Here is a 25,738-nt window from a genome sequence, read left to right on the forward strand (position 1 = left end):
ACCGGCGCTTACCTGCTTCCATGAACTCCTTGGACCAGGTGTAATACAAGCTCTGGGCGATGCCTTCCTTCCGGCACAGCTCGGCGATGCTGTCCTCGCCGCGCAGCCCGTCGAGCACGATGCGGATCTTGTCCTCAGCCGAGAAATGGCGACGGGTTGCACGCCGGATGTCCTTCACCACCCGCTCGGCAGGGGCCTTCTTGGGGGGCGATTTCTTCAAGGAGGGTTGGGTCTTCATCTTCGTTCCTTCGTCACTACGACGAAGCCCCAACCCTCCTTAAATCACAACCTCAAATCTGTGCCATTGGTGCTGACGGGGGACAGACCAGGCTGATCAAGCCACCTTCGCGGTAGATTGCCTGCGGCAGCCAGTTGCCCAGCGCCGACACCCGCATGGTCGGAAGATAAGTCATGTTGGCGCGATTATAGTTGAGGTATCCCATCACCAGCATTGACTTGAGCAGATTCGTAGCGCTCGACTGAGGATAGCCCAGTGCCTTGTAGATTTCATTTAACCGCAACGGGCGGCGCTCTTCCATGAAAAGCTCGAGGACCTCCAGCGTCCGGGACGCCGATTTCACCTTGGTTCGTTGCATCATGCTCTCCCAGTGATGCCCCGATCTTTGTCGGGTGATGGTGCGAAAGGTGTAAGAAAGCGGGCGGAACCGCAACCGCACCTCCAGAAATATCACATCTGTGATGGATCTCGCTGGAACGCACCGTCATACGCTATGTCCAAAAACACTAACCATCGATCATGTCTAAGGTCGATGCTCGATTCCAAACGCAATATGTCGGCTTCTGGCGCAACCAGACGTCCAAATCGGCGGTGGTGAATGATCGCGTCTGGGTCGAATCCAGGCGAATTGAGGCGGAACTAACCGCCGTACGGTACCCCCAAACCCGCGCCGCCTCATCCAGGAATCCCGGCGCTAGGTGGCTTGCGAAAGCTGCCCTGCAATATCTTCGCACCGGAACGGAGCTTATCGAGATAGTCGGACCAGCTTTTCATCATGGCCAGTCGCTCCTCCCAATGCTCGCCGCGCGCATAGGCGCGGCGCACGTCATCGCTCTCCGCATGGCCAAGCTGGCGCTCGATGGCGTCTGGATTCCAATGGCCCTGCTCGTTCAGGAGAGTGCTGGCCATGGCGCGGAAGCCATGCGCGGTCATCGTCTTGCTATCAAACCCCATGCGCCGCAGCGCGAGATTGATCGTGTTTTCGCACATGGGACGATCCCGCTTGCCTTGGGCCGGGAAGAGGTAGCGGCGGTTCCCGCTGATCTCGCGCAGTTCCTCCAGGATGGCGAGCACCTGCCGGGTCAGCGGCACGCGGTGGGCGACGCGCATCTTGGTTTTCTCGGCGGGGATGGTCCAGACATTCTTGGTCAGGTTAAATTCGGTCCATTCGGCGTGTCTGAGCTCGCCAGGACGCACGAAGACGTGTGGAACAAGCCGAAGGGCCGCATGGGTCACCGGATAGCCTGAATAGGCGTCAATCGCCCGTAGCAGCGCGCCTGCTTCAGCCGGATCAGTGATCGCTGCGCGGTGCGTGACTTTGGGGACCGTGATCGCGCCGCGCAGGTCAGCCGAAATGTCGCGGTCTGCGCGCCCGGTGGCGATGGCATAGCGGAACACCTGCCCGCAGGTGCTGCGCAGCCGCCGCGCCGTTTCATAATGCCCGTGCTTTTCGACGGCGCGCAGGACGGCCAGCAGATCCGGCGCTTTGATGTCGCCAATCTTGCGTTCCCCGATGATGGGGTGGGCGAAGTCGAGCAGCCATTTCAGCTTGCCCAGCGTCACTTCGGCGCGGCCTTCGCGGCCAGCTTTGTCGAGCCATTCCTCAGCCATGGCCTGGAAGCTCTTCACGTTGGCCAAGGGTCCGGTGATCTTGTCGATCTTGCGCTTGGCCGACGGGTTCATGCCATCGGCAATCTGCTTTTTTATTTCGAGGCGTTTGGCCCGTGCCTCGGCCAGCGAAACGGTGGGATAGACCCCAAGGGCTGCCGTGCCCCGCTTTTTGCCGAAGCGATAGTCGACCCGCCAACACCGCTGACCAGCTTTCGTGACGAGCAGGTATAGCCCGCCCGCATCGGAAAGTTTGTAGGGCTTGTCGCGTGCAACTGCCTTTCGGACGGCCAGATCGGTAAGCATTGCACCACCTTTCTGTCGGGCTCGATACCGTCAAAAATACCGACGGATACCGTCAATTGCAACGAATTTGACCGGATGCGGGTGGACGCACCAACCGCCAAAAACCTTTGATTTTGGGGGCTTCTCCGGACATTTATGGACATATCCGGAGGAAGCTATGGTGCCCAGAAGAGGACTCGAACCTCCACGCCCTTGCGAGCGCCAGCACCTGAAGCTGGTGCGTCTACCAATTCCGCCATCTGGGCACGGTTGCCGCCGGACATCGGTGCCGGAAGCTGGGTAGGGGCGGGCCTTTAGCGAGGGCGGGGGGCTGCTGTCAACGCAAACCTCGCGCAGGACGTGCGCCGCTGCCTCGCCGCTGGTCTGCAGCGCAGCAATCTGCCCGCAGACCCACCGGAACGCTTGCTCGCGCCCGCGCATTGACGCATGGCGCAGCGCAGATTCACGGACAGCCAGCAAGAGCAACCTGACCATGCCCACCTCCTCTTCCCTTTCCGGCCAGCTTGTCACCATTTTCGGCGGCAGCGGCTATATCGGCAACTATGTCGCCCAAAGCCTGCTTGAGCGTGGCGCGCGGCTGCGGCTGGCCAGTCGCAATCCGCGGGCGGGCTTTGCATTGAAGCCGCTTGCCAATCTCGGGCAGTTGCAGTTCATGCCCTGCGACATCACCCGCGAATCCCATGTCGAAGCCGCGCTTGACGGGGCGAGCCACGTCGTCAACCTCGTCGGTGCGTTCGACGGTGATCTCGGCGCGCTGATGGGCGAAGCTCCGGGCATGATCGGCCGCATTGCCGCTGCCAATGGCGCAAAGGCACTGGTGCATATGAGCGCGATTGGTGCCGATGCTGGCTCCAGCGCTGCCTATGCCCGGTCCAAGGCGCTGGGCGAGCAGCGCGTGCTGGATGCCTTCCCCGCTGCCACCGTGCTGCGTCCCTCGATCGTGTTCGGCAAGGACGACAACTTCCTCAACCTGTTTGGCGGGATGATCGAGATGCTCCCGGTGCTGCCGGTGTTCGGCCCGCAGGTGAAGCTGCAACTGGTGTTTGCCGATGATGTCGCGGAGGCGGTGCGGGTCGCGCTTGAACATCCGGAAAGCCATGGCGGTCATATCTACGAACTGGGCGGGCCGGAGCAGCTCACCATGATGGAAATTCACGAACGGATCGCCGCCGCGCAGGGGCGCAAGCGGCGCTTCATCGCCATGCCTGATGGTCTTTCGGCCACTTTCGCTGCGCTGCCCGGCACGCCGATGAGCCGCGACCAGTGGACCTTGCTGAAAGCCGGCAATGTCGTTTCGGGCGAACACCGCACGCTGGCGGATCTGGGGATCGAGCCACGCCCGCTTGGCCTGTTTCTGGACAAGTGGATGCTGCGCTACCGCAAGCACGGGCGGTTTGGCGCGGCCAATGAACGCGCCAAGGCGCGCTGAAGCCAGCCACAAAATCGGCGGCAAGGGCGCTTTGTCCGATCCTGTTGGAGACACATGAGACACTGTCCAGGGACAGAAAACCCGCCTTTGTCAGCCCCCCTTTTGCGCCGCACGGTGTGGAGGAATTATCCGGGATGGCAAGTCGGGCTGGCATGGCGCGGCAAGCCTAGGCCGCCCGCCGCCCGGTAGGAAAGCGCAAGGATCAGTCCGAATTAAGACTCTCGGCGTAACGCGCCTTGAGATCCGCCTCGCCGCGCGCGGCGGCGGTGGGATCATAGGCCGGGCTGTCGGACACCATCCAGCCGTGGTCGCCGGGATAGACGGTGACGGTTGCAGCGACATCTGCGGCTGCGGCGGCTTTGGCAAAGATGATTTTGTCATCCGGCGCCTTGGCATCATCATCCTGCGCCACCGCGATCAGCAATTGCGCATCGACCTTGCCGAGCAGCGCATGCGGGCTCATCGGATCATCGGGTCGCACCAGTCCGCCGCCGTGAAAGCTTGCCGCCGCCTTGATCCGGGCTGGCACTGCCACCGCGCTCCAGATGGTGAACGGCCCACCCATACAATAGCCCTGCGTGCCGATGCCATGCGCCTGACTGACCCCGTCCTGCCGATCGAGCCAGTCGACGATCGCGCTGGCATCGCGCATGATCGCAGCAGCCGTGAGTTTCGCCCGCCACGGGCCGACCTTCTGGAAACCGCCGCTGGAAATGAAAGCGGCGAAATCAGCGAATTGTTCGCCCGTCACATCGCGGTAATAGGGGTTCACCACCAGCACGGCAAAGCCCGCCGCGGCAAGCTTGCGGGCGATGTTGCGCTTTGCCTCGCGGATGCTGGCGATGTCGGGCCACAGGATCACCGCGGGGTGATCGCCATTTTCGGGCTGGACCAGAAAGCCGTCCATCGTGCCGTCTGCGGTGAGGAAGCTGACCCCGCGTTCGCGCAGGCCGGGGGCCGCGCCTTGCGCATTGGTGATGCCTTCTGCGGCACCGCACGCGGTCAGCGTCGCCGCACCGGTCAGCGCACCGAACTGGCGGCGGCTGATCGCCTGACGCGCCCATTCGCCGAGTTTTGCTTCATCACACATTGCATCATTCTCCACGCGCCTGCTGTCTATCAGGATAGGCGCGACTGACAGGCATGGACAAGCGAAGTTTCTCACGGCAACGTGCGGCAAAAATTCGGGAGTGGGATTGATGAATCTTCTGCGTTGGGCCTTGGGCGCGGGCCTGTTGTTGTCGGCCGGGGTGCTGGCCAATTGCAGCCAGATTTTCGGGAGCGACGCGGGCGATGGCATCACCACTGCCGCGCTGGTGGGGGCGGACGCGGACAGCGCCAACTGGATCAGCCACGGGCGCACCTATTCCGAACAGCGTTATTCGCCGCTTGATGGCGTCAATCGCACGAATGTGGGCGATCTGGGCCTGACATGGTTTGCAGACATGGACACCGCGCGCGGGCAGGAAGCGACCCCGCTGGTCATCGATGGCAAGCTGTATCTGACCACCGCGTGGAGCAAGGTGAAGGCGTTTGACGCCGCCACCGGCAAGCCGTTGTGGGAATATGATCCCAAGGTGCCGGGCGAAACGGCGGTCAAGGCCTGCTGCGATGTGGTGAACCGCGGGGTTGCGGCATGGGGGGACAAGCTGTTCCTTGGCACGCTTGACGGGCGGCTGGTGGCGCTTGACCGCGAAACCGGCAAGGTCGCGTGGGAAAAGGTCACGGTCGATCAGACCAGAAGCTACACCATCACCGGCGCGCCGCGGGTGATCGATGGCAAGGTGATCATCGGCAATGGCGGGGCGGAATTTGGCGTGCGCGGCTATGTCGCGGCCTACAGCGCCGATGATGGCGAGGAACTGTGGCGGTTCTACACCGTGCCCGGCGGCGATGATGCCGACGCGCAGCCCGAATATCTTCAGGCAGCGGCCAAGACCTGGAGCGGGGACGCGCTTTACGGCGAAGACAGCATCGGCGGCGGCGGGACAGTGTGGGATTCGATGGCCTACGACCCGGAGCTTGATCTCCTCTATATCGGGGTCGGCAATGGTTCTCCGTGGAACCGCGCCTATCGTTCGCCGGGGGCTGACGGGACGGGCGAGGGCGACAACCTTTACCTTTCCAGCATCGTCGCGATCCGGCCTTCGACCGGCGAATATGTCTGGCATTACCAGACCACGCCGGGCGAAACATGGGATTACACCGCGACCCAGCACATCATCCTTGCCGACATGGAATTGGACGGCGCGGTTCGCAAGGTGCTGATGCAGGCCCCCAAGAACGGGTTCTTCTATGTGATCGACCGCGAGACCGGGAAGTTCATCTCGGCCAAACCCTATATCAGCGTCAACTGGGCCAGCGGCATTGATCCGGAAACCGGCCGCCCGATCGAAAACCCCGAAACCCGCGTCGACAAAACCGGCAAGCCGGCCATGGTGATGCCGGGCGCGCTGGGCGGGCATAACTGGCACCCGATGGCCTTCCACCCGGGTGAGGGGCTGGTTTACATCCCGGCCTTCGAGGCGGGAATGCTCTATGCCCCCGAGGCGAACTGGAAGCCTGACCGGGCGCGCGGGTTCAATGTTGGGTTTGATCTGGGCGCGGGCGATGTGCCTGCCGATCAGGGCTTCCGCAAGCAGGTGGCGGGCACGCTGCGGGGCATGCTGGTGGCATGGGACCCGGTGAAGCAGGAACCGCGCTGGACAGTCGAACATCCCGGCCCGTGGAACGGCGGCTTGCTGGCGACCGGCGGCGGCCTGGTGTTTCAGGGCACCACGGGCAGCGAATTCAACGCCTATGACGCAGGCACTGGCGACAAGCTGTGGAGCTTTGCCGCGCAGACCGGGGTGGTTGCGCCGCCGGTCACCTACACCGTGGATGGCGAACAATATGTCGCGGTGCTGGCGGGCTGGGGCGGGGCATACGCGCTCAGCGTCGATGGCGATCTCATCAACCGCAAGGCCCCGGTGCGCAATGTCTCGCGCCTGCTGGTGTTCAAGCTGGGCGGCGCGGCGGAATTGCCGGATGAAGTGGTGGTGGAAAAGCTCCCGCTCGACCCGCCGCCAAGCCGTGCGACGCCTGAGGTGATCGCGCTGGGGCAGGCGAAATATGGCCGTTATTGCGCGGTGTGCCATGCGCCGGGCGCGGTCGGATCGACCGTGCTGCCCGACCTGCGCCGTGCCGGATCGCTCGAAAGCGCGGATGCATGGTCGGCGGTGGTGCATGACGGCATCCTCAAGGATAACGGCATGGCGAGTTTCGCCGGGTCGCTGAGCAAAGCCGAGATCGAGGCGATCCGCGCTTATGTGATCCGCCGCGCCAACGAGGATCGCACATTGGAGGGGGCGAACAAGGTCGCGCGGCGTTAGCTTGCGAAGAAGTTGAGTTCCAGCAGCACGTTGTTGGGATCGGCGGTGAAGATCTGTTTCAGGCCGATGGATGGCACGTCATTGACCCGGTAATCGGCGCCGCGCGCGTCGAGCCGGGCTTTGACCTCGCCGAAATCCCCGCAGCGCAGCGCGACATGGTGGATCGCGCCTGTTTCCGATCCCGGCGCGACATCGCGGTCAAAGGCGCGCGGGCAGTCCACTGAATTGAGATGCAGGATCGCCTGTCCGCCGCTGTCATACATCCAGCGCACCTGTTCTGGCCTGAGCGGCGGCGGGCCGTCGCGTTCCTCCAGACCGAGCAGTTCGGCATAGAACCGGGTGGTCTCTGCCAGCCGGTCGGTGATGATGTTCACATGGTCAAGGCGCTGGACGATCATGGGTGCAATGATGCGCCCTGCCCACGGTCTTGGCCAGAGTGAAATGCGCCCATCCCCGGAGCACCCCTGGCCCCGGAGCTCGCCTAACCCCTGAACACCACCGTCCGGCCGCCATTCATCAGCACGCGTTCCTGCGCGAACAGGCGCACCGCTTCGGCCAGCACCCGGCGTTCGATGTCGCGGCCCTTGCGCACCAGGTCGGCAGGAGCATCGGCGTGGGTGATGCGTTCCACGTCCTGATGGATGATCGGGCCTTCATCGAGGTCAGCGGTGACGAAATGCGCGGTCGCTCCGATGATCTTGACCCCGCGTTCATGCGCCTGATGGTAAGGCCGCGCGCCCTTGAAGCCGGGCAGAAAGCTGTGGTGGATATTGATGCAGCGGCCCGCAAAATGGACGGATTGTTCGTCCGAGAACACCTGCATGTAGCGGGCAAGCACGATCAACTCGGCATCGGTTTGCGTCGCCAGCGCGCGGAAAGCGGCTTCAGCCTGTGGCTTGGTTTCCGGCGTCACCGGGATATGGTGGAACGGAATATCGCCAATATCGACCCGGATCGCGGCTTCGCGCGGGTGGTTGGAGACGATGGCCACCGGATCAATCGGCAACTCCCCGGTGCGCCAGCGGTAGATGAGATCGACCAGACAGTGATCGAACTTGCTGACCATGATGATGGTGCGGCGCGGGCGGTTTTCGGCCACCATTGTCCATTCGAATGCATATTCGTCCGCCAGCGCGGCAAAGTCGGCGCGCAAGCTGTCAGCAGTCGAACCGTCGGGATCGAACACCACCCGCATGAAGAAGCGGTCGTCGTGCGCTCCTGGGCCACCGTTTCCCGCGCGATCATTGAACTGCTGCGCGTCGAGGATGTTGCAATTGCGGTCGAACAGGAAGCCTGTCACCCGCGCGGTGATACCGGGCCGGTCAGCGCAGGCGAGTGTTAGGACGAGCGGTGCAGCCATCCTACCGCGCGAGCGCCGCCTCGCACTGCGTCATCAGTTCGGCGATGATGTCGGCGGCAGGCTCTTCTGATTTGACCATGCCCACAGACTGCCCGGCCATGACAGAGCCGTTCTCCACATCGCCATCGATCACCGCACGGCGCAGCGCGCCTGCCCAGAAATGTTCGATCTGCAATTGCGCCTCACCCATGTCGACGCTTCCCGCATCGAGCAGCGCGGCGACTTCGCGCTGCTTGGCGGTGAATTCCTCGGTGCCCTTGTTCTTCAGGGCGCGCACCGGGATCACCGGCAGGCGCGGGTCGACCTGTACCGAGGCGACGGCCTCGCGGGCGCTGGCGCGGAAGAAGGCCTTCTTGAAATCGGGGTGAGCGATGCTTTCAGTCGCGCAGGCGAAACGGGTGCCCAATTGCACGCCCGCTGCGCCCATTTCGAGATAGCTGGCAATCGCCTCGCCCCGGCCGATCCCGCCCGCGACGAAGATCAGGTGCTCGCTCGCCAGTTCCGGCAGGATTTCCTGCGCCAGCACTGAGGTGGAGACCGGGCCGATATGGCCGCCTGCCTCCATCCCTTCGATGACCATCGCATCCGCGCCGGAACGCAGCAGCTTTTTCGCCAACGCCAGCGTCGGGGCGAAACAGATCACCTTGGTATCGCCGCCATCCTTGCCAGAACCTTTAATCGCCTCGACAGAACCCTTGGGCGGGATGCCGCCTGCCAGCACCACGTGCGTGACGCCATGCTTGCGGCACACCGCGATCAGATCGAACAGCGCGGGGTGCATGGTGATGAGGTTCACGCCAAACGGCTTGGTCGTCAGCGCCTTGGTCGCGGCGATTTCGGTATCGAGCAATTCGGGCGTCATCGCCCCGCAGGCGATCACGCCAAACCCGCCCGCGTTGCTGATCGCGGCGACGAGGTTGCGCTCCGAAACCCAGCTCATCGCGCCGCACAAAATTGCGGTCTCACAGCCGAGGAAATCAGTGCCGCGCTGCATCATGGCGGCGGTGTGGGGATAATGGTTCATGGCGGCGGCGCTTAGTCTGCCTTGGACGAATAGACAATCCGCACCGCATCGGCGGCCTGTTTGGCCAGATCGACAGCGGCAGGCGCATCGCCAGCACGGCCGAGCGCCACACCCATACGGCGGTAGGGGCGAGTAGCGGGCTTGCCGAATATCCGCACGTCCACCTCTGGCGAAAGCGCGAGCGCATCGGCCAGCCCTTCAAAGGCGAAGTCGTCGCCATCGCGGTCGGCAAGGATCACGGCGGATGCGGCAGGCAAGGCCGTGATGCTGTCTGGCACGGGCAGGCCGAGGATGGCGCGGGCGTGCAGGTCGAATTCGTTGAGGTCTTGGCTGACCAGCGTGACCATGCCGGTATCATGCGGGCGGGGGGAGAGTTCGGAGAAGATCACCTCGTCCTCCTTCACAAAGAATTCCACGCCATATAACCCCCAGCCGCGCCCGCCGCCTTGCAGCGCCATGACGACCTTGGCGGCCATGTCCTGCGCCTTGGCAAGCGCGCCTTCGCTCATCGCCGCAGGTTGCCAGCTTTCGCGGTAATCGCCGCGTTCCTGCCGGTGGCCGATGGGCGGGCAGAAGCTGATGGCGTCCCCGTTTCTGGCTGCATGGCGCACGGTCAGCAGGGTGATTTCATAATCGAACGCGATGAATTGTTCGCAGATCACCCGTGCCCGGTCACCGCGCATATTGGCGACGGCATAGTCCCACGCGGCCTCCAGCGCTTGCGGATCATCGACCTTGCTCTGGCCCTTGCCCGATGAGGACATGACCGGCTTCATCACCAGCGGATAGCCGATGCGCAGCGCCACGTCCTGCGCCTCGGCGAAGCTTTCCGCATAGCCATATTGCGAGGTCACCAGCCCCAGCTCGGCCGCTGCCAGATCGCGGATCGCATCGCGGTTCATGGTCAGCTGCGCGGCGCGGGCCGATGGCACGATGGTAAATCCTTCTGCTTCCAGATCGGCCAGAACTTCGGTGCGGATCGCCTCGATTTCGGGGACGATCAGGTCGGGCCGGTGCTTTTCCGCCGCCGCCCGCAGCGCGTCGCCATCGAGCATCGAAAACACCTCGCGCCCATCGGCGAGCTGCATCGCCGGGGCGTTATCATAGCTGTCACAGGCGATGACCCGCGCGCCCAGACGCTTGGCAGAAATGACGAATTCGCGGCCCAGCTCGCCCGAACCGAGCAGCAGGATTGTGGCAATATGGCTCATGATACCGCCTTACCCGGCGCCGCGCTCAAGGCCAACTGCGGATCACGCCACCCGGCGGTGCCCTGCAATGGCAACCTGCCCGCCGCCGCCCGCACGTGCCAGCACCAGGCCCAGTTCGGCTTCGCGCAAGCTCCAGTCAACCGTGCATTCGACCCGTGCCAGCCCGGCGCTGGCGGTCAGTTGCGGTGCGCGGGTGGATGCTGGGACAGCCAGCGTGCCAAAGGTCTGCGTCACGTCCTGCGCCCATTCGCGGGCGGTGCGCAGGCTCATCGCGGGCAGTAACACGCCGAAACGTTCGCCATCGAGTTGCGCAACCTCATGTCCGGGCAGAGCCATGGTTTCGAGGAATCTGGCAAACCCCCAGACCACCTCGTCTGCGGTGCGCTGGCCATAGCGCAGCAGCAGTGCGCGCATCCCGTCAACTGCGAACACGCCGGCAACCTGCCCGCCGCCGCCCGCCAGATGCCGCCGCAGACTGGCGCAGAAGGCCTGCCGGTTGGCCAGCCCGGTCAGCGGATCGGTGACCGCGCGGTTGTGCAATTCGCCTTCGAGCAGCCGCACCTGCTGGACCGATCGCATCAGGCACATCGCGCCATCAATGTTGCCGTCATGATCGATCATCGGGCGCAGACTGAGCGCGTGCCAGCGCCCGGATTGCGTGTCGTGGCAGGATGTGTCGTGGCAGGGCGTGTCGCAGCGCCTATCCCGCTCGGCGCAGGCGATCACCGGAAATTCGGCCCAGCCGGTATGCGTCCGCCCTTCCAGCACCGCACTGACATGCTGGCCGAGGAAACCGGCATGATCCGGTTCGGCCAGATCGGTGATGTGCGGCAGCAGCAAGGCCGAGGAAAAATCGAACCCCAGTTCGGCGATGTTGGCAGAAGCGTGAATGATGAAGCCGCGCCGGTCGAGCCGGATGACAATATCGCCGGATGTTTCCTCCAGCAGGCCGTGCAGCACACGACCTTCGACATCACTCAGACCAATTTTCATACCGACATTGCCCCAGCGGCCCAACGAAAGATTCGTCAATTCGCCTTCAGTCCGATTTACTTCTAAACTAACCAAAGCCGACCTGAGGTTAATTGCCCCTCTGCTTTGCAAGAAGTTGCCCCAAGTCTGATTGGCGAAGTAAACTTACATGACTAAAATCGAATCACCTCTGGGATTGATTTATCATAATTATTAACGGCAGCAGTGTTTACATACGTATTTTCCGCAAAAATGGTAAAAATTTTCATTTCGCTTATGGAGTTTGTGCGTTTCCTAAAGCTCGATCATGATCCGCACCGCGTCAGGCGATGTGCCGCAGGCATCGGCGATGCGGGCCCGGCAATCCGCGATCATGGCGCCAAGATCGGCGGATGGGCCGGACGTATGGGCAAGCTCTGCCGATTCCACGCCGAGCGCTGCGGCGATGGCCTCGATCCGTTCGGGCAGGGGGCGGGCCTTGCCCTTTTCCCAGGCCCAGACAGTTGGCTTGCTGACCCCGAGCCGTGCCGCGACATCGGCGAGCGTCAGTCCTGCCTCGCGCCGCAGCCGGGCCAGCCGCGCGCCCAGCGTTTCGCCCGCTCCCTTCGCCGGGGCAGGTGGCGGGGCCGGTGCGGCTGGCGCTGCTTCTCCGACCGGCAGGCCTTGCAATTGTGCCGCCGCCAGCGCGGCTGCGCCCAGCGCCGTGCCGAATGCACAGCCATAAAGCCGATCGCTGCGCCACATGACCACCGCCTCCACCGCGCCGGTTTCCGGCAGGTCGAGCGTCAGGGTCTCGCCGGTCGGCAGGTCAAGCCCGGTTTCCAGCAGCAGCCCCGCCGCCGAAAGGTTATGGATCGTGACATTGGCTTCCTGCCCGCCGGGCAGCATGCCGCTGGTTTCCAGCCACAGCGCGCGCCGGGGCGCGGCGCGCTGGCTTTCGCCGGGAGCGTGATGATCGAGATGGGCCTTGATGGCCATAAGGTACAACTCCGATTGCTTCAGAGCGCACAGAATCCAACATTAAGGGTTAAGCAGTGCTAACCTGACATGGTTAACGCGACTAAGCGGGCGATCTTTAAGCTAACGGCACGCTGGTGCGCAGCGCACCCGTCCTCGCTGCTGACGGGGCCTTGGGCGACCATGCTGCCGATATCTCGGGCGGATAGCCGCGGGCTCCTGAACCGGCGGTTAATACTCCTGTGCCCGATCGGACAATGGCTGGCGCTGAAGGATAACGACGCCAGCCCGATCCGCCTGCCGATCAGTCCTTCGCATCCAGCCCATAGGCCGTGTGCAGCACGCGCACGGCAAGTTCGGTCTCGTCCTCGTCGATCATCACGCTGACCTTGATCTCGCTGGTCGAGATTGCCTGGATGTTGATCCCCCGGTCGGACAGTGAACGGAACATCGTGCTGGCAACGCCCGCATGGCTTTTCATGCCGACGCCGACGACGCTGATCTTGGCGATCTTGCTGTCGGTGATGATGCGGTTGAACCCGATCGCGTCGCGGCGGTCTTCCAGCAGCGCCTGCGCGCGGGCAAGGTCGGATTGCGGCACGGTGAAGGTCACGTCGGTCTCACCCTTGTCGCGGCCCACGTTCTGGATGATCATGTCCACATTGATGCTGGCGGCGGCCAGCGGTTCAAAGATGTTGGCCACCGCGCCGGGCCGGTCAGGCACGCGGGTGAGGATGATCTTGGCTTCGTTCTTGTCATGCGCGATGCCGGTTACAAGCTGGCGTTCCATCAGGCCGTTCTCCACCAATTCATCCATTTCTGCGTCCGAGACGATCATCGTGCCCGGCAGATCATCGGCGGGCGGGGCGCCTTCGCCGATGAAGCTGGAAAGCACCTGCACCCGCACGCCTTCCTTCATCGCCAGCCCGACCGATCGGGTCTGCAGCACCTTGGCACCGACAGAGGCGAGTTCGAGCATTTCCTCGTAGGTCACTGCCTTCTGCTTCTTCGCCTTGGCGACGATGCGCGGGTCGGTGGTGTAGACCCCGTCGACGTCGGTGTAGATGTCGCAGCGATCCGCCCGGATCGCGGCGGCAACCGCAACCGCGGAGGTGTCCGATCCGCCGCGGCCGAGAGTTGTCACCCGGTCATCTTCGGAAACACCCTGAAAGCCGGGGATCACCGCGATCTCGCCCGCCTCCATCGCGGCGATCAGGCCGGGCGCGTCGATCTTGTCGATCCGCGCCTTGGCATGGGCTTCGATCGTCTGGATCGGCAATTGCCAGCCAAGCCAGCTGCGCGCCTTGCACCCCAGCGATTGCAGCGTTAGCGCCAGCAACCCGCTGGTCACCTGCTCTCCGCTGGCGACCACCACGTCATATTCGGCCGGATCATACAGCGGATTGGCCTCGCGGCAGAAATTCACCAGCCTGTCGGTCTCGCCCGCCATTGCGCTGACGACGACCGCGACCGAATCGCGGGTGCCATCGGGCTTTGGCGCTGCCTGCGCGCGCACGATACTGGCCACGCGGCGAATGCGTTCTGTCCCGGCCATGGAAGTGCCGCCAAATTTCATCACGATGCGGGCCAAACGAAAGCTCCTGCTGGTGAGTGTTCGCGGGCGCTGTTAGGGGGGGATCATGGGAAACGCAAACCTGTCGAATGTAACCATCCGCCCTGAGGAAGCCGATTTCTTCGCCGGCCTCGCGCGGGACTGGTGGAACCCCAAGGGGCCAATGGCGAGCCTGCATCAGGTGAATCCGGTGCGGCTGGCCTTTATCCGTCAGGCGATCGATTCGCATTGGCCGGGTGCCGCGCAGGCCACAAAGCCGCTGGCGGGCAAGGCGGCGCTCGATATCGGCTGCGGGGCCGGGCTGCTGTGTGAGCCTCTGGCACGGCTGGGGGCAAGCGTTACGGGCGTGGACGCGGCGGCGGAAAATGTCGCGGCGGCGGCGGCCCATGCCGAAGGCGTGGGGCTTGATATCCGCTACATGGCCGGAGAGGTTGCCGCGCTCGATATCTGCACCTTCGATCTGGTTGCGAGCGTCGAGGTGATCGAACACGTGGCCGACAAGCCTGCGTTTCTGCGCGATGTCGCCGCAAGACTGGCGCCTGATGGCCTGCTGGTGATGTCCACCCCCAACCGCACGGCGGCGTCCCGCGTGCTGCTGGTCGGCGCGGCCGAGGCGGTGGGCTATGTCCCCAAGGGCACGCACCACTGGGAGGATTTCGTCACGCCCGAGGAACTGGAAGGCCTGCTCGCCGATGCGGGGCTGACGGTCACGGCCAAGCGCGGGATCGCGTGGCGCCCGGGCAAGGGGCTGCATCTGTCGGACGACATGGCGCTGAATTACATCCTGAGCGCGCGGCGGGTCTGACGCTCAGGGAGTGGAACAGTCCCGCCCCCTCAGCGTCTCATCTGAAAACACGCCCGCAACCCCCGCCGCTTCCAGCAGCGCGGCCAGCTGCACATCGCCGCAGCCGCGCCCCCTTGGATCATTGCCCGTGCGCAAGTTCGGCGGCAGGAATTCGTTCTCCGGCCGCACCGTCCATGCATGCACAGTCAGACCGGCTACATTGGCATCGGCCACCAGCGATGTCGCCGTGCCATCGGGGCCAAGGATCAGCCCGATATGCGCGCCCACCGCATCGGCATATTTCGCGATCTCGGTAAGGCCCGTCGGCGTCACCATTTCGGCATAGCGCATTGCGGGTTCATCCGCCGGGCCGCTGATGGGCGCGACCAGTTGCACCAGCTTGAAGTCGCTCCTTTGGCTGAGGCGCTGCAAGGGGCCGACTTCAAAGCTCTGGATGAACACTGGATCGGCCGGGGTGATGCCCAGCGTCCGCAATTCGCGCAGCAGCAGGTCGACCATGTCGATCCCGGCGTTCTGCAACAGAAATTCGGGATGCTTGATTTCGGGGTAAAGCCCGATGCGCTTGCCGGTGGCGGCTTCCTTGGCGCGCACCAGTTTCACGATCTCGGCAAAGGTCGGCACCTGATAGAGGCCATCGAAGCGGGCGTTGGCCGGACGGACCGAGGGAATGCGCTCCTTGGCGCGCAGGGTGCGCAGTTCGGCGAGCGTGAAGTCCTCGGCGAACCAGCCCGCCACGCGCTGCCCGTCGATGGTCTTGTCGCGGCGGCGATCCTCGAATTCCTCGCGGACGGCGACATCGGTGGTGCCGGACAATTCATTCTCATGTCGGGAAACCAGCACGAGGTCTTTCGTGGCGACCAGATCGGGTTCAATGTAATCCGCGCCCTGATCGATCGCCAGTTCATAGGCGGCGAGCGTATGCTCGGGCCGCTCGGCACTCGCACCGCGATGCGCGATGATCAGCATCGTGTCCTCCGCCATTGCCGGAACGGTCGCCAGCGCAGCCCCCAGCACGGCGGACGCGATCAAAGCAAAGCTGCGGACCATTCATCCTCCCTGAAGCCGACCAGCACGCCGCCGGGATGTTCGACGATGGGCCGTTTGATGATGCTGGGGTGCTGGACGAGCAAAGCGACAGCGGTGTGACTTTCTGCGGTGGCCGCTTTGTCTGCGTCGGACAGCTTGCGATAGGTCGTGCCCTTGCGGTTGACCACCACGTCCAGCCCGGCCTGCGCGATCCATGCGGCGAGCTTTTCCGGGTCTGCGCCTTGCTTCTTGTAATCGTGGAAGGCGTGTTCGATGCCCTGATTGTCGAGCCACACCCGCGCCTTCTTCACCGTGTCGCAATTGGGAATGCCGTATAGCGGGATGCTGGTCATCGATCGTCCTGAGGGTTGCTTGCCGGGAAATCGGGCGGTTCAGCGCGCGGCGGCGAGGCTTTGCATCCGTTTGAGATAGCGCGCCAGCACATCGATTTCGAGATTCACCTGATCTTCCTCGCCCAGCTGGCCCAGGGTCGTGATCTCGGCCGTGTGGGGGATGATGTTGAGCAGGAAATCGCAGCTGCCATCGGGCCGGTCGCGCACATCATTGACGGTCAGCGATACGCCATTGACCGTGATCGAGCCCTTTTCGGCGATGAAGGGCGACATTTCGGCGCGCGCGCGAATCGCGACGTGCCAGCTGCCGCCTTCCTGCCGGGCCAGCACCACCACGCCGACCGAATCGACATGGCCGGTGACGATATGCCCGCCCAGTTCATCACCAAGCCTGAGGCTGGGTTCGAGATTGAGCTGGCGGCCCTGCTCCCACATCCCCGGCACGGTGCGGCTGACCGTTTCGCCCGAAACATCGACTTCGAACCACGCGTCCCGGGCTTCGCCGCCGCGCTCGACGACGGTCAGGCACACGCCCGAACACGCTATCGAGGCGCCGATGTCGATCCGCGCCGGATCCAGCGGGGCCGCGATCCGCAGCCGCAGGTCGCCGCGCTGCTGGACATGGGCGATGGTGCCGATGGCGGTGACGATACCGGTGAACATGCTGCGTGCGTCCTCTTTCAGGTTCGGCTGCGCCAATAGGCTTCGAAATGGTCGCTGCCAAGCTGGCGGCGTTCGGTCATGTGCCAGCGCCCATGCGCGGCATCGAGGCTGGTGAGGCCCAGCGCGCCAAGACTGCGGCGACCATCGCCGATCAGGATCGGCGCGCGGTAGAGATGGAGTTCATCGATCAGATCGGCCGCAAGGAAGGCCGCAGCGGTTTGCGCGCCGCCTTCGACGTAGAGATATTGCACGCCCTCCAGAGCAGCGATGGCTTCGGGTGCGGGGAGCGCGGTGGTGCCCGCAGGCGCAGGGCCGCGGGTCAGGATCACGCGCCTTGGAGAGCGCGCCTCCAGTCCCGGCAGGCGCACATCAAGCCGGGGCGCGTCCGCCCGCCACGTCCCCCCGCCGACCAGAATCGCGTCGGCCTGCGCGCGGTGGGCGTGCACATGGGCGCGCGCGATCTCGCCCGTGATCCAGCGGCTGGTGCCGTCGGCCAGCGCGATGCAGCCATCAAGCGAGGTCGCCAGCTTCAATGTCACCCATGGCCTCCCTGCCCGCTGGCGGGTCAGGAACCCGGCGAGGCTGGCGGCAGAGGCCGGATCATCAAGCAGGCGGGTGGCAATCCCTGCCGCCTCCAGCCGCGCCAGCCCTGCGCCGCTGGTACGCGGATCGGGGTCATGTTGCCCCACCACCACCCGCGCCGGACGCGCGGCGACGATCAGATCGGCGCAGGCCGGCCCGCGCGGCGAGCGGTGGGCGCAGGGTTCCAGCGTGACGTAAAGCGTGGCCTCTGCCAGCACTTCAGGGGCGAGACCGGCAAGCGCCTCGGCCTCGGCATGGGGCCGTCCGCCGGTCCGCGTCCAGCCGCGTGCCACCACCCGGCCGTGATGCACCACCAGCGCCGCCACGCCGGGGTTGGGGCGCGACAGCGGACGCGCGCGCAGCGCCAGCCGCGCGGTGGCGGCCATCCAGTCGTGATCGGTGGGGAGCGCGGGCGTGCCTATGGGGTCGGGCCTTCGTCACCAGCCCCGGCAGCCGTCGCTGTCTCGCCGAGCATTTCGGCACGGCGCTGTTCTTCAGCGGCTTCTTCTGCGGCCCGTTCGGCTTCAGCCTTGCGCTCGATTGCCTCGACATCCATCCCCGCCGCTGCGCCGAGCGCCTTGTAAAGCTCGCGCTTGCGCGCCGCGATGCGGGCTTCCTCGGCCGCGCGCAGCGCCTTTACTTCCTGATTGGTGCGGTTGGTGGCGATGATCTCGGCCTCGGTGCGGGCCGGGTCGAAGGTGGAGATATATGTCACCCGCGGCCGTTCGGGATCCTTGTACACGGTGGTGCCCATCGCCCAATACAGGATCAGCGCCACCGGCATCACCGACAGCGCAAGGATCGGCCAGCGATAGGGCTGGGGCCGCCGGATCTCGTTCCAGAAATCGGCAAGGCCGGGGGCAGGGTTGAAGCGTGACTTGGAAAGCATGAGGGCAATATAGAGACCGCCCGGCCCGAACGCAAAGGGCCGCGCGCTTATCCGAAGGCGGCGTAAAGCCCGCGGCCATGCTCGCGCAGCCAGCCATCGGCGGTCTTGATATCGGTTTCGTAGATCCGGCCCAGCAGTGCGTGGAAGGCCGGGCTGTGATCGAAATGCACGAGATGCGCGACTTCGTGCGCGACGACGGATCGGCGGACGAAATCAGGCGCCTGCACCAGCCGCCAGTTGATGCGGATGCGGGCCTTGTCCGAACATGATCCCCAGCGCCGCTGCGCACGGGTCAGGCCAACCGGCACCGGATCCAGCCCGGCGGCGGCGCAATAATCGTGCATGTCGGCTTGTGAAAGGCGCAGCGCCTCGGCCTCCATCCAGCGGCGCAGGCGCGTTTCCAGACCCGCTTCCGGCCCGCCTACGCGCAGCACCGCGTCTTCCACCACCGGGCGGCGGGGCGCACGCGGCTGCCATTCGATCCGCAGCGCCGCGCCGCGATACTGCACGTCGCCCCCCGGCACCGGCGCGGCGCGCTGCGGCAGGCGGGAAAGCTGGGTTTCGAGCCACTCGGCGCGGGCATGGGCAAAGGCGATTGCCTCGCGGGTTTCGGCCCAGGCGGGCAGGGTGATGCGCACCTCGCCGCCATCGGGCGCAAGCCGCAGGGTCAGGCGCCTGGCATGGCGCAGCCGCCGCAGCACGATCGGCACGGTGCGCCCGCCAAGGGCGATCTCGGGTTCAAGCGGGGCCTTGCGCAGCCAGTCGATCACGCGCCCTCTTCCTCCTCGGCGGCTTGCGCGTAGCGGCTCCGGCGCGCCGACGGCCAATCGACAATGTGATGTTCAAGCGGGCCTGCGTCGGTCTCGCTCACCACCCGGCCCACTACCGAAACGCCCGCGCGCCGCACCGCGTCGCGATCCCCGCTGACAAGATAGTGCCAATCGGGCAGCGGGCGGCGATCGGCGCGCAGGCGGTAGGCACAGGTCGAAGGCAGCCAGCTGACCTGTTCGACAATCCGCAGGGTCAGGCGCAGGCAATCGGGGACAAATGCCTTGCGGTTGCGATAATCGCTGCACTGCGCGGTGCCGGTGTCGAGCAGCTTGCAGGCAACATTGGTGTCATGGATTTCGCCGGTATCGGCATCCTCGATCTTGTGCAGGCAGCAGCGCCCGCAGCCATCGCACAATGCCTCCCATTCGGGACGGGTCAGCGTGCCCAGCGGCAGCTCCCAGAAACGGTCTCTCAGCTCACCCATCGCGCCAGTTCCGCCGCCACCGCGTCCGCACCCTGATCCACCGGCAATGTCGCCAGCGGTTCGCCCGCGGGGCCGAACAGGAAGACGACGTTGGAATGATCGACCAGATAATCGCCGCCCTCCACCGCTTCGCCCTTGGCATAATAGACCGCGAAAGCCTTGGCCGCAGCGGCGATCTGTTCGGGCGTGCCGGTCAGGCCGATGATGTCGTCGGAAAAGGCTGCGGCAAATTCGCCCACCACGGCGGGGGTATCGCGTTCGGGATCGATGGTGATGAAGATCGGCGTGATCTTTGCCGCCTTGCCGGGATCACTGGCCGCCAGCACCTTAAGCCCCTGCGCCACGCGCTGCATGTCGGTGGGGCAGATGTCGGGACAGAAGGCATAGCCGAAATAGACCACCCGGTAGCGTCCGGCAAAATCATCCCAGCGCACCGTTTCGCCCGCGCTGTTGATAAGCGCAAAGTCGCCGCCGATGGCAGCGCCCGCCAGCGGCGGTTCGGCCGCAGGCGTGGCCGCATCGCAGCCAGCCAGGGCCAGCGCGGCCGCAAGCATTACAGCAATCCGGGACGAAGGCTTGTTGATGCGGTTCATGGTCTGCTAATTGGCTTCTTGCGAGAGGGCCGCTGCGTGCGGCCAATGTGACAGGGAAAGCGAAAGGATCAAACCGTGACCTTCGATGTTTTGCGCAAGTTAGGGTTTCGTGAGCGGATTGCCAGTGCAATCCTGTTCGCGTTCACGCTCGCGCTGGGGTTGTCTGTTCCTGCGGCGGCGCAGTTCCAGTCGGAAGGCTACCAGTTTCTCGAAGCGGTCAAGGATCGCGACGGCGACAAGGCCACCGACATGCTCAACAAGCCGGGCAGTACCATCGTCAACAGCCGCGATCTGACCAGCGGTGATACCGGCCTTCACATCGCGGCCCAGCGTCGTGACGTGCTGTGGGTGCGATTCCTGCTGCAACGCAGCGCCGATCCCAATATCCGCAACAAGAAAGGCCTGACGCCGCTGCAGTTGGCCACCACGCTCGGCTTTACCGAAGGGGTGGAGGCGTTGATCAAGGGCGGGGCGGATGTGAATGTCGGTGACCAGACCGGCGAAACCCCGCTGATCGCCGCGGTGCACCAGCGCAATTCCGAACTTGTGCGGGTGCTGCTCGACAAGGGCGCGGATCCCGACCGCAACGACAATTCGGGCCGTTCCGCACGCCAGTATATGGAACTGATGAGCGGCAACACCCTGATGCAGCAGGTGTTCAAGGATGCCGACGATAAACGTGCGGGCAAGGAACCAAAACGCCAGTACGGGCCTTCTTTCTGACATGAACACCCAGACCCATGATTTTGCCGACATGACGCTTGATGAGCTGCGCGTCGCGCTTGCCCCCGATATTGCCGCCTCGGCGATCTTTGATGGCTGGAACGAAACCGCGCTGATCGCGGCTGCCGAAATGGCCGGATGCGATCCCGATGTCGCCCGGCTGGCGTTTCCGGGCAAAGAGTTTGGCGGCCTTGCGATGGAACTGATCGAGGCGTGGATTACCTCGGTCGATCAGGCGATGGAGGCCGAATGGCCGGCCGAACGGCTGGCGACGCTGAAGATCCGCGAACGCATCCGCACGCTGGTGGCCTTCCGTCTTGACGCCGTGGCCGACGTGGACGAGGCGGTGCGCCGTGCGCTTGCGGTGATGGCACAGCCGCACAACGCAGCCACTTCGATCAGGCTCGGCTGGCGCTCGGCCGATATCATGTGGCGGCTCGCCGGGGACACCGCGACCGATTACAACCACTATACTAAGCGGATGATTCTGGCCGGTATCTACAGCGCGACGCTCGCGGTGTTCGTCAATGACGAAAGCGAGGGCAAGGCCGATACCCACGCCTTCCTCGATCGCCGTATCGACGGGGTGATGAAGTTCGAAAAGGCCAAGGCGCAGTTCCTCGGCAAGGACCGCGAATTGCCCAGCCTGACCCGGTTTCTTGGCCGTTTGCGCTACCCGGCACGGTAATCGTGTTGCGAACTGGTGGATTACCTGCCCCGCGTGGTCGCGCGGCGGGCCAAGCTTGCCTATTGTCCCGCACAGATTCGCGGCGCATCCTGCGCGGCGCACCAAGTATCTGATGCAGAAGGGACGTTTCGATGGCGGGTTCGCTTAACAAGGTCATGCTGATCGGCAATCTCGGGGCCGATCCGGAAATCCGCACGTTCCAGAACGGCGGTAAGGTCGCCAACCTGCGCATTGCCACCTCGGAAAGCTGGAAGGACCGCAACACCGGCGAACGGCAGGAACGCACTGAATGGCACACGGTCGCCATTTTCGGCGAAGGGCTGGTGGGCGTGGTTGAACGCTTCCTCAAAAAAGGCAGCAAGATCTACGTCGAAGGCAAGCTGCAGACCCGCAAGTGGCAGGATCAGCAGGGCAATGATCGCTATTCGACCGAGGTCGTGCTGCAGGGGCCGGGCGCGGTCATGACCATGCTTGACGGCGCGCAAGGCGGCGGTGGCATGGGTGGCGGCGGGGGTGGCGGCGGCGGCGGCCGTTCCTCGGGCGGTTATGGCGGCGGGGCCGCGTCCGGCGGCAGCGGCGGCGGTGGTGGCGGCGGCTGGGATCAGGGCAGCAGCAGCGGCGGTTCGTCCGGCGGCGCAAGCGGCGGCTATGACGATCTTGATGATGACATCCCGTTCTGATTCAAGGGTTTGCTGAAGGCTGGGGCAGGTGAAGCGAGCCATGGGGTTCGCCTCGCCGAACGGCACGAACGGCAGGAACCGCAGGATGCCGCACAATAGCGGACATTCAGCTATCGACCCCGGAACGGACTTTACCGTCATCCCAGCGAAAGCTGGGATCGCTCTCGCCCGCGTGCTAGCTCACGGCAATCGGCGGCTGGGTCTACATCATGACCAACAAACGCGGCGGCGTGCTGTATATCGGCGTCACCGCCGACCTGCCCGCGCGGATCATGCAACACAAGCAAGGCAAGGGTTCCGCCTTCTGCCGTCGTTATGGACTTGACCGACTGGTCTACGCGGAGCCTCATGCCGAGATCGCGGACGCCATCACCCGAGAAAAAGCGATGAAGGCATGGAAGCGCGCATGGAAGATCGAGCAGATTGAAAAGAGCAACCCTGAATGGGGTAAACTTTTCGAGCAGATCAACTGACCGCCAGCGATCCCAGCTTTCGCTGGGATGACGAAAAGGGCAGAAAACCACCCACTTCCCGCCATCCCGCGAAAGCGGCCGTGAACCTGACAGCGGACGCTCCGCCCTTGCTTGCCCTGGGGCCACCGATGCCTCCATCGGCTTGGCGCGCATGGAACTTTCGCGCCGGACACCCACTTATCATGACATGGCTTGCGAACCTGCCTCTGCCACGCCTGCGACCATCGGCCAATTGCTGGCGGGCATGGCGCTGTTCGGCAGTTCGACCCCGCTGAGCAAGATCATCGGGGAGCATTTCGCGGTGTTTACCGCCTCGTGCCTCCGGATGGCGATTGCCAGCCTCGTGCTGGCCCCGTTCGTGTGGTTCCTCACCGAGCGTTATGCCGCAGCGCGGCGGTCGGACATCGGGGTGGTCCTTGCGATTTCCGCGTTCGGGATGGTGGGCTTTACCGCGACCATGCTGTTCGGGATGCGGCTGACGACGGGGGTGATCGGATCGACCATCATGAGCACCACGCCCGCGGTCACGGCGGCGGCGGCGGTGGTGTTCTTCGGCGCGGCGATGAACTGGCGCAAGGCGGGCGCGCTGGCGCTCGCGCTGGTCGGGGTGGTCGCCATCAACCTGCTGCGCAGCAATGATGGCGAGGCGGATGCATGGCTGCTGGGCGCGGCGCTGGTCAGCGCGGCGGTGTGTCTGGAGGCAGGCTACACCCTGCTTTCGCGCAAGCTTTCAGATGGGATCACCTCGCTCGAGGCGACGCTGGCCGCATCGCTGGTGGCGATCCCGCTGTTCGTGGTGCTGGCCTTCATGTTCGATGCGCGCCCGTTTGATTTCAGCCGCGCAGACGGGTTTGCCACCGGGGCGCTGTTGTTCTGGGGGGCGGCAACCGGCGGGCTGGCTCCGGTGCTGTGGTATAATGGCGTGCGCAAGGCGACCGGCGCATTGACGGCGGGGGCGATGGCGGTGATGCCGCTGTCCGCGCTGGTGCTGTCCTATGTGCTGCTGGGCGAACCGTTCCGCTGGGCGCACCTCGCCGGTTTCGGGCTGGTGTTCGCAGGGCTGGTGCTGATGATCGTCGAACACGCGCAGGACACGAAAAAGGACAGCGAGCCCGCCTGATCAGTCCTTTTTCAGCGCTGCCAGCATCGCCGCCAGTGGCCCGTCCTGTTCGCCTTCCCTGACGATTCCGGCGGCGATCCTTGCGGCATCGGCGCCCGGCCCCTCGGCATAGGGATCGATCGCCAGCCCAAGCGTCTGCGCCACCGCCTCGCCAAGGTCGAACATGTCGCCGGAAAACGCGATTTCGTCGCAATCATCGGCTTCGAGCTCGATTTCGATCGCGTCATCATCGGGCAGGGCATGGGCGCTTTCATCGACAAAGCGCAGGTCGACAGGTTCATCAATGGCAACCGGGAAATCCTCGCCCGAAACCGCGCAAGGCTGCATGATCTGCGCCTGCAACCGGCCGGTCGCGCGGATCGCGCTGGGTTTCTGTTCAAGCGCGACTTCAGCGCGCAGGGCCTGCACCGCGCCCAGTCCGAAACGCGCCGCCAGCGCTGCACGCTCCGCCGTGGTCGGCTCGATCACGATCGGTGCGGCGGGGAGCGGGCGCGCCTTGACCATCCGGGTCAGTTCGGACGGGGGCAGGTCAGAGGGGACGGGGGGCACGCTCACCAGATTGCGCTCGCCTTCAGCATTTCGGCATCGCTGAACCGGGCGAGGCGCTGGGAAAGTTTCAGCAGCCGTTCGGCCACCTGCGCGGCGCTGGCGGCCTCGTCGGCGCCCTCGGCAAAGGTCACGTTGCGCTGCACGGCGCCGGTCAGCTTGTCCAGATCGCCCGCGTTGAGCGCGCTGCGATAGACCCCCAGCCTGCCGCCAAGCACGCTCATCAGCTTGCCGATGCGCTTGCCCACGACCACGTCATTGACCCCGAATTCGCGCAATTGGCCGTCCATGTCCTCGACAAACAGCTCTGCCAGCAGGGCGCTTTCGGCACGCATTTCAGAGCCTTCGACGCGCACGATCACCGTGCTCAGCACGGCGGTGATGAGGTCGAACCGTCCGGCGATCGAATCCGCCACCCGGCATTCGGTATAGTAGCCCGGGTCACGCGCAAGCTCGATCACCCGGTGCCATAGCGGGCGCACGCTTTCGCGCGGGTCAGGGGCGGTGCCAAGCAGGCGGGAGAGGAAGGACATGGAAATTCTTTGCCTTTCAGAACCGGGTGATAGCGACGCGAAACTACGCTCGCGCGCCCGTGCCGGATGCGTTGCCGGATGCGTTAAAGCCCGGTTCAAGCCCCGCTCACCATGGACTTCCGGCGATCTGCCGCAGATGGTGCGTTGCAAGCTTGTGCCTAGCCCCTTAAAGCGCGAGACCCAAGCGATATGAGACCGCCACGGCGCGCGGACAAGAGACGGGACGAATACGGTTTGACGCGAATGGCGAAAATGAACCCCCAGGCAAACCGCAAGCGCGCCCTTTTACGGGTGGCGCTGGTGATCGGCGGCGCTGCACTGCTGGCCGGCTGTTCGGCGATCCGCGAATCGCGCGGCTACATCACGGATCCGCTGTTGTCCCAGGTGATCCAGCCGGGGATCGACAATCAGCAATCGGTCGAAGGCACGCTGGGGCGGCCGACTTTCACCAGCCAGTTTGGCGAGCCGACGTGGTATTATGTCTCCAGCGTCACCGGGCAGCGCCCCTTCACCCGCCCCCGTATCCGCGAACACAGCGTGCTGGCGGTGCGGTTTGATGAGGCGGGCAAGGTGATCGAGGTTGACCGCAGCGGGGTTGATCAGGTCGTCTATCTCGATCCTGATGGCGGCAAGACGCCGACGCTGGGGCGTGAACGCGGTTTCCTTGAAGACCTGTTCGGCAATATCGGACAGGTCGGCGGTGGAGGCATGCCGGGCGGGCCGGGCGGCCCTTGATCTCCTTGCCGCGCGACACACGCTT

The 25,738-nt window shown here is 64.6% G+C and carries 30 protein-coding genes and 1 tRNA gene; 9 read left to right on the top strand and 22 right to left on the bottom strand.

What is annotated here, in order from left to right; all coding sequences use genetic code 11:
• From BUA05_RS02455 to BUA05_RS02475, 4 genes are all read right to left on the bottom strand, one after another.
• Nucleotides 1–238, bottom strand: a 238-nt coding sequence (locus BUA05_RS02455; protein ID WP_143150242.1) for a transposase, incomplete at its 3' end; no start/stop codon positions are given.
• A gap of 52 nt (nucleotides 239–290) precedes the next feature.
• The gene (locus tag BUA05_RS02465) at nucleotides 291–596 is read right to left on the bottom strand and encodes a helix-turn-helix domain-containing protein (protein WP_245790053.1); all 306 of its coding nucleotides are present in this window, start codon (nucleotides 594–596) and stop codon (nucleotides 291–293) included.
• A gap of 317 nt (nucleotides 597–913) precedes the next feature.
• The gene (locus tag BUA05_RS02470) at nucleotides 914–2,152 is read right to left on the bottom strand and encodes a tyrosine-type recombinase/integrase (protein WP_072673098.1); all 1,239 of its coding nucleotides are present in this window, start codon (nucleotides 2,150–2,152) and stop codon (nucleotides 914–916) included.
• A gap of 158 nt (nucleotides 2,153–2,310) precedes the next feature.
• A tRNA-Leu gene (locus BUA05_RS02475) sits at nucleotides 2,311–2,397 on the bottom strand.
• Between the two features lie 227 nt (nucleotides 2,398–2,624).
• On the opposite strand from BUA05_RS02475, the gene BUA05_RS02480 reads away from it, so the two are divergent.
• Entirely contained in the window at nucleotides 2,625–3,581 is a 957-nt protein-coding gene (locus BUA05_RS02480) for a complex I NDUFA9 subunit family protein (protein ID WP_072673099.1), read from the top strand.
• 202 nt (nucleotides 3,582–3,783) lie between these two features.
• Here the strand turns inward: BUA05_RS02480 and BUA05_RS02485 are convergent, their stop codons facing one another.
• Entirely contained in the window at nucleotides 3,784–4,671 is an 888-nt protein-coding gene (locus tag BUA05_RS02485; protein WP_072673100.1) for a dienelactone hydrolase family protein, read from the bottom strand.
• A gap of 109 nt (nucleotides 4,672–4,780) precedes the next feature.
• Here BUA05_RS02485 and BUA05_RS02490 point away from each other — a divergent pair, with 109 nt between their 5' ends.
• Nucleotides 4,781–6,952 (top strand): PQQ-dependent dehydrogenase, methanol/ethanol family, encoded by a 2,172-nt coding sequence (locus BUA05_RS02490; RefSeq protein ID WP_072673101.1) that lies wholly within the window; start codon nucleotides 4,781–4,783, stop codon nucleotides 6,950–6,952.
• Here BUA05_RS02490 and BUA05_RS02495 read toward each other — a convergent pair.
• The 7 genes from BUA05_RS02495 to BUA05_RS02525 form a co-directional block, all read right to left on the bottom strand.
• Nucleotides 6,949–7,350 carry a VOC family protein gene (locus tag BUA05_RS02495; protein ID WP_072673102.1) on the bottom strand — a complete coding sequence of 134 codons (402 nt, stop codon included), beginning with the start codon at nucleotides 7,348–7,350 and terminating at the stop codon, nucleotides 6,949–6,951. The two genes, BUA05_RS02490 and BUA05_RS02495, sit on opposite strands and share 4 nt — an antisense overlap.
• A gap of 83 nt (nucleotides 7,351–7,433) precedes the next feature.
• Nucleotides 7,434–8,312, bottom strand: coding sequence for a formyltetrahydrofolate deformylase (gene purU / locus BUA05_RS02500; RefSeq protein WP_072673103.1), 879 nt, complete (start codon nucleotides 8,310–8,312; stop codon nucleotides 7,434–7,436).
• A 1-nt stretch (nucleotide 8,313) separates the two neighbouring features.
• Nucleotides 8,314–9,336 (bottom strand): NAD(P)H-dependent flavin oxidoreductase, encoded by a 1,023-nt coding sequence (locus BUA05_RS02505; protein WP_072673104.1) that lies wholly within the window; start codon nucleotides 9,334–9,336, stop codon nucleotides 8,314–8,316.
• 11 nt (nucleotides 9,337–9,347) lie between these two features.
• On the bottom strand, nucleotides 9,348–10,547 hold the full coding sequence (gene purT / locus BUA05_RS02510; RefSeq protein WP_072673105.1) for a formate-dependent phosphoribosylglycinamide formyltransferase: 1,200 nt from the start codon (nucleotides 10,545–10,547) through the stop codon (nucleotides 9,348–9,350).
• A gap of 42 nt (nucleotides 10,548–10,589) precedes the next feature.
• Entirely contained in the window at nucleotides 10,590–11,540 is a 951-nt protein-coding gene (locus BUA05_RS02515) for a sensor domain-containing diguanylate cyclase (protein ID WP_072673106.1), read from the bottom strand.
• A gap of 273 nt (nucleotides 11,541–11,813) precedes the next feature.
• Nucleotides 11,814–12,497 carry a helix-turn-helix domain-containing protein gene (locus tag BUA05_RS02520; protein WP_072673107.1) on the bottom strand — a complete coding sequence of 228 codons (684 nt, stop codon included), beginning with the start codon at nucleotides 12,495–12,497 and terminating at the stop codon, nucleotides 11,814–11,816.
• A 283-nt stretch (nucleotides 12,498–12,780) separates the two neighbouring features.
• The gene (locus BUA05_RS02525; protein WP_072673108.1) at nucleotides 12,781–14,067 is read right to left on the bottom strand and encodes an aspartate kinase; all 1,287 of its coding nucleotides are present in this window, start codon (nucleotides 14,065–14,067) and stop codon (nucleotides 12,781–12,783) included.
• 49 nt (nucleotides 14,068–14,116) lie between these two features.
• Here BUA05_RS02525 and ubiG point away from each other — a divergent pair, with 49 nt between their 5' ends.
• Nucleotides 14,117–14,854 carry a bifunctional 2-polyprenyl-6-hydroxyphenol methylase/3-demethylubiquinol 3-O-methyltransferase UbiG gene (gene ubiG, locus BUA05_RS02530; protein WP_072673109.1) on the top strand — a complete coding sequence of 246 codons (738 nt, stop codon included), beginning with the start codon at nucleotides 14,117–14,119 and terminating at the stop codon, nucleotides 14,852–14,854.
• 3 nt (nucleotides 14,855–14,857) lie between these two features.
• Here the strand turns inward: ubiG and BUA05_RS02535 are convergent, their stop codons facing one another.
• The 8 genes from BUA05_RS02535 to BUA05_RS02570 are packed head-to-tail and all read right to left on the bottom strand — an operon-like array spanning nucleotide 14,858 to nucleotide 20,215.
• Nucleotides 14,858–15,901, bottom strand: a complete 1,044-nt coding sequence (locus BUA05_RS02535; RefSeq protein WP_072673110.1) for a glycerophosphodiester phosphodiesterase family protein — start codon at nucleotides 15,899–15,901, stop codon at nucleotides 14,858–14,860.
• Nucleotides 15,880–16,233 (bottom strand): arsenate reductase, encoded by a 354-nt coding sequence (locus BUA05_RS02540; RefSeq protein WP_072673111.1) that lies wholly within the window; start codon nucleotides 16,231–16,233, stop codon nucleotides 15,880–15,882. Before BUA05_RS02540 ends, BUA05_RS02535 begins: the two co-directional genes overlap by 22 nt.
• A 39-nt stretch (nucleotides 16,234–16,272) precedes the next feature.
• Nucleotides 16,273–16,896: a riboflavin synthase gene (locus BUA05_RS02545; protein ID WP_072673279.1), complete on the bottom strand. Its 624-nt coding sequence runs from the start codon at nucleotides 16,894–16,896 to the stop codon at nucleotides 16,273–16,275.
• 17 nt (nucleotides 16,897–16,913) lie between these two features.
• On the bottom strand, nucleotides 16,914–17,864 hold the full coding sequence (gene ribD / locus BUA05_RS02550) for a bifunctional diaminohydroxyphosphoribosylaminopyrimidine deaminase/5-amino-6-(5-phosphoribosylamino)uracil reductase RibD (protein WP_072673112.1): 951 nt from the start codon (nucleotides 17,862–17,864) through the stop codon (nucleotides 16,914–16,916).
• A gap of 32 nt (nucleotides 17,865–17,896) precedes the next feature.
• Nucleotides 17,897–18,367: a hypothetical protein gene (locus tag BUA05_RS02555; RefSeq protein ID WP_072673113.1), complete on the bottom strand. Its 471-nt coding sequence runs from the start codon at nucleotides 18,365–18,367 to the stop codon at nucleotides 17,897–17,899.
• A gap of 47 nt (nucleotides 18,368–18,414) precedes the next feature.
• Nucleotides 18,415–19,137, bottom strand: coding sequence for a M48 family metallopeptidase (locus tag BUA05_RS02560; protein ID WP_072673114.1), 723 nt, complete (start codon nucleotides 19,135–19,137; stop codon nucleotides 18,415–18,417).
• Complete coding sequence (locus BUA05_RS02565; RefSeq protein ID WP_072673115.1) at nucleotides 19,134–19,622, bottom strand: YcgN family cysteine cluster protein; 489 nt, start codon at nucleotides 19,620–19,622, stop codon at nucleotides 19,134–19,136. Before BUA05_RS02565 ends, BUA05_RS02560 begins: the two co-directional genes overlap by 4 nt.
• Nucleotides 19,610–20,215, bottom strand: a complete 606-nt coding sequence (locus BUA05_RS02570) for an SCO family protein (RefSeq protein ID WP_072673116.1) — start codon at nucleotides 20,213–20,215, stop codon at nucleotides 19,610–19,612. Before BUA05_RS02570 ends, BUA05_RS02565 begins: the two co-directional genes overlap by 13 nt.
• A 75-nt stretch (nucleotides 20,216–20,290) precedes the next feature.
• On the opposite strand from BUA05_RS02570, the gene BUA05_RS02575 reads away from it, so the two are divergent.
• From BUA05_RS02575 to BUA05_RS02595, 5 genes are all read left to right on the top strand, one after another.
• Nucleotides 20,291–20,938: an ankyrin repeat domain-containing protein gene (locus tag BUA05_RS02575; RefSeq protein WP_245790054.1), complete on the top strand. Its 648-nt coding sequence runs from the start codon at nucleotides 20,291–20,293 to the stop codon at nucleotides 20,936–20,938.
• Nucleotide 20,939: 1 nt separating this feature from the next.
• Nucleotides 20,940–21,626, top strand: a complete 687-nt coding sequence (locus tag BUA05_RS02580) for a COQ9 family protein (protein ID WP_072673117.1) — start codon at nucleotides 20,940–20,942, stop codon at nucleotides 21,624–21,626.
• 131 nt (nucleotides 21,627–21,757) lie between these two features.
• Nucleotides 21,758–22,306 carry a single-stranded DNA-binding protein gene (gene ssb / locus BUA05_RS02585; RefSeq protein ID WP_072673118.1) on the top strand — a complete coding sequence of 183 codons (549 nt, stop codon included), beginning with the start codon at nucleotides 21,758–21,760 and terminating at the stop codon, nucleotides 22,304–22,306.
• A gap of 188 nt (nucleotides 22,307–22,494) precedes the next feature.
• The gene (locus tag BUA05_RS02590) at nucleotides 22,495–22,779 is read left to right on the top strand and encodes a GIY-YIG nuclease family protein (protein ID WP_281247004.1); all 285 of its coding nucleotides are present in this window, start codon (nucleotides 22,495–22,497) and stop codon (nucleotides 22,777–22,779) included.
• Nucleotides 22,780–22,966: 187 nt separating this feature from the next.
• The gene (locus BUA05_RS02595) at nucleotides 22,967–23,899 is read left to right on the top strand and encodes a DMT family transporter (protein WP_072673120.1); all 933 of its coding nucleotides are present in this window, start codon (nucleotides 22,967–22,969) and stop codon (nucleotides 23,897–23,899) included.
• Here the strand turns inward: BUA05_RS02595 and BUA05_RS02600 are convergent, their stop codons facing one another.
• Nucleotides 23,900–24,454: a YceD family protein gene (locus BUA05_RS02600; RefSeq protein WP_245790055.1), complete on the bottom strand. Its 555-nt coding sequence runs from the start codon at nucleotides 24,452–24,454 to the stop codon at nucleotides 23,900–23,902.
• Complete coding sequence (locus BUA05_RS02605) at nucleotides 24,451–24,978, bottom strand: ubiquinol-cytochrome C chaperone family protein (protein ID WP_072673121.1); 528 nt, start codon at nucleotides 24,976–24,978, stop codon at nucleotides 24,451–24,453. Before BUA05_RS02605 ends, BUA05_RS02600 begins: the two co-directional genes overlap by 4 nt.
• Before the next feature lie 252 nt (nucleotides 24,979–25,230).
• Between BUA05_RS02605 and BUA05_RS02610 the strand changes: the two genes are divergently transcribed.
• On the top strand, nucleotides 25,231–25,713 hold the full coding sequence (locus BUA05_RS02610) for an outer membrane protein assembly factor BamE (RefSeq protein WP_425429509.1): 483 nt from the start codon (nucleotides 25,231–25,233) through the stop codon (nucleotides 25,711–25,713).
• Nucleotides 25,714–25,738 lie beyond the last annotated feature (25 nt).

The sequence above is a fragment of the Erythrobacter sanguineus genome (assembly GCF_900143235.1).
GTDB classification, from domain to species: Bacteria; Pseudomonadota; Alphaproteobacteria; order Sphingomonadales; family Sphingomonadaceae; genus Erythrobacter; species Erythrobacter sanguineus.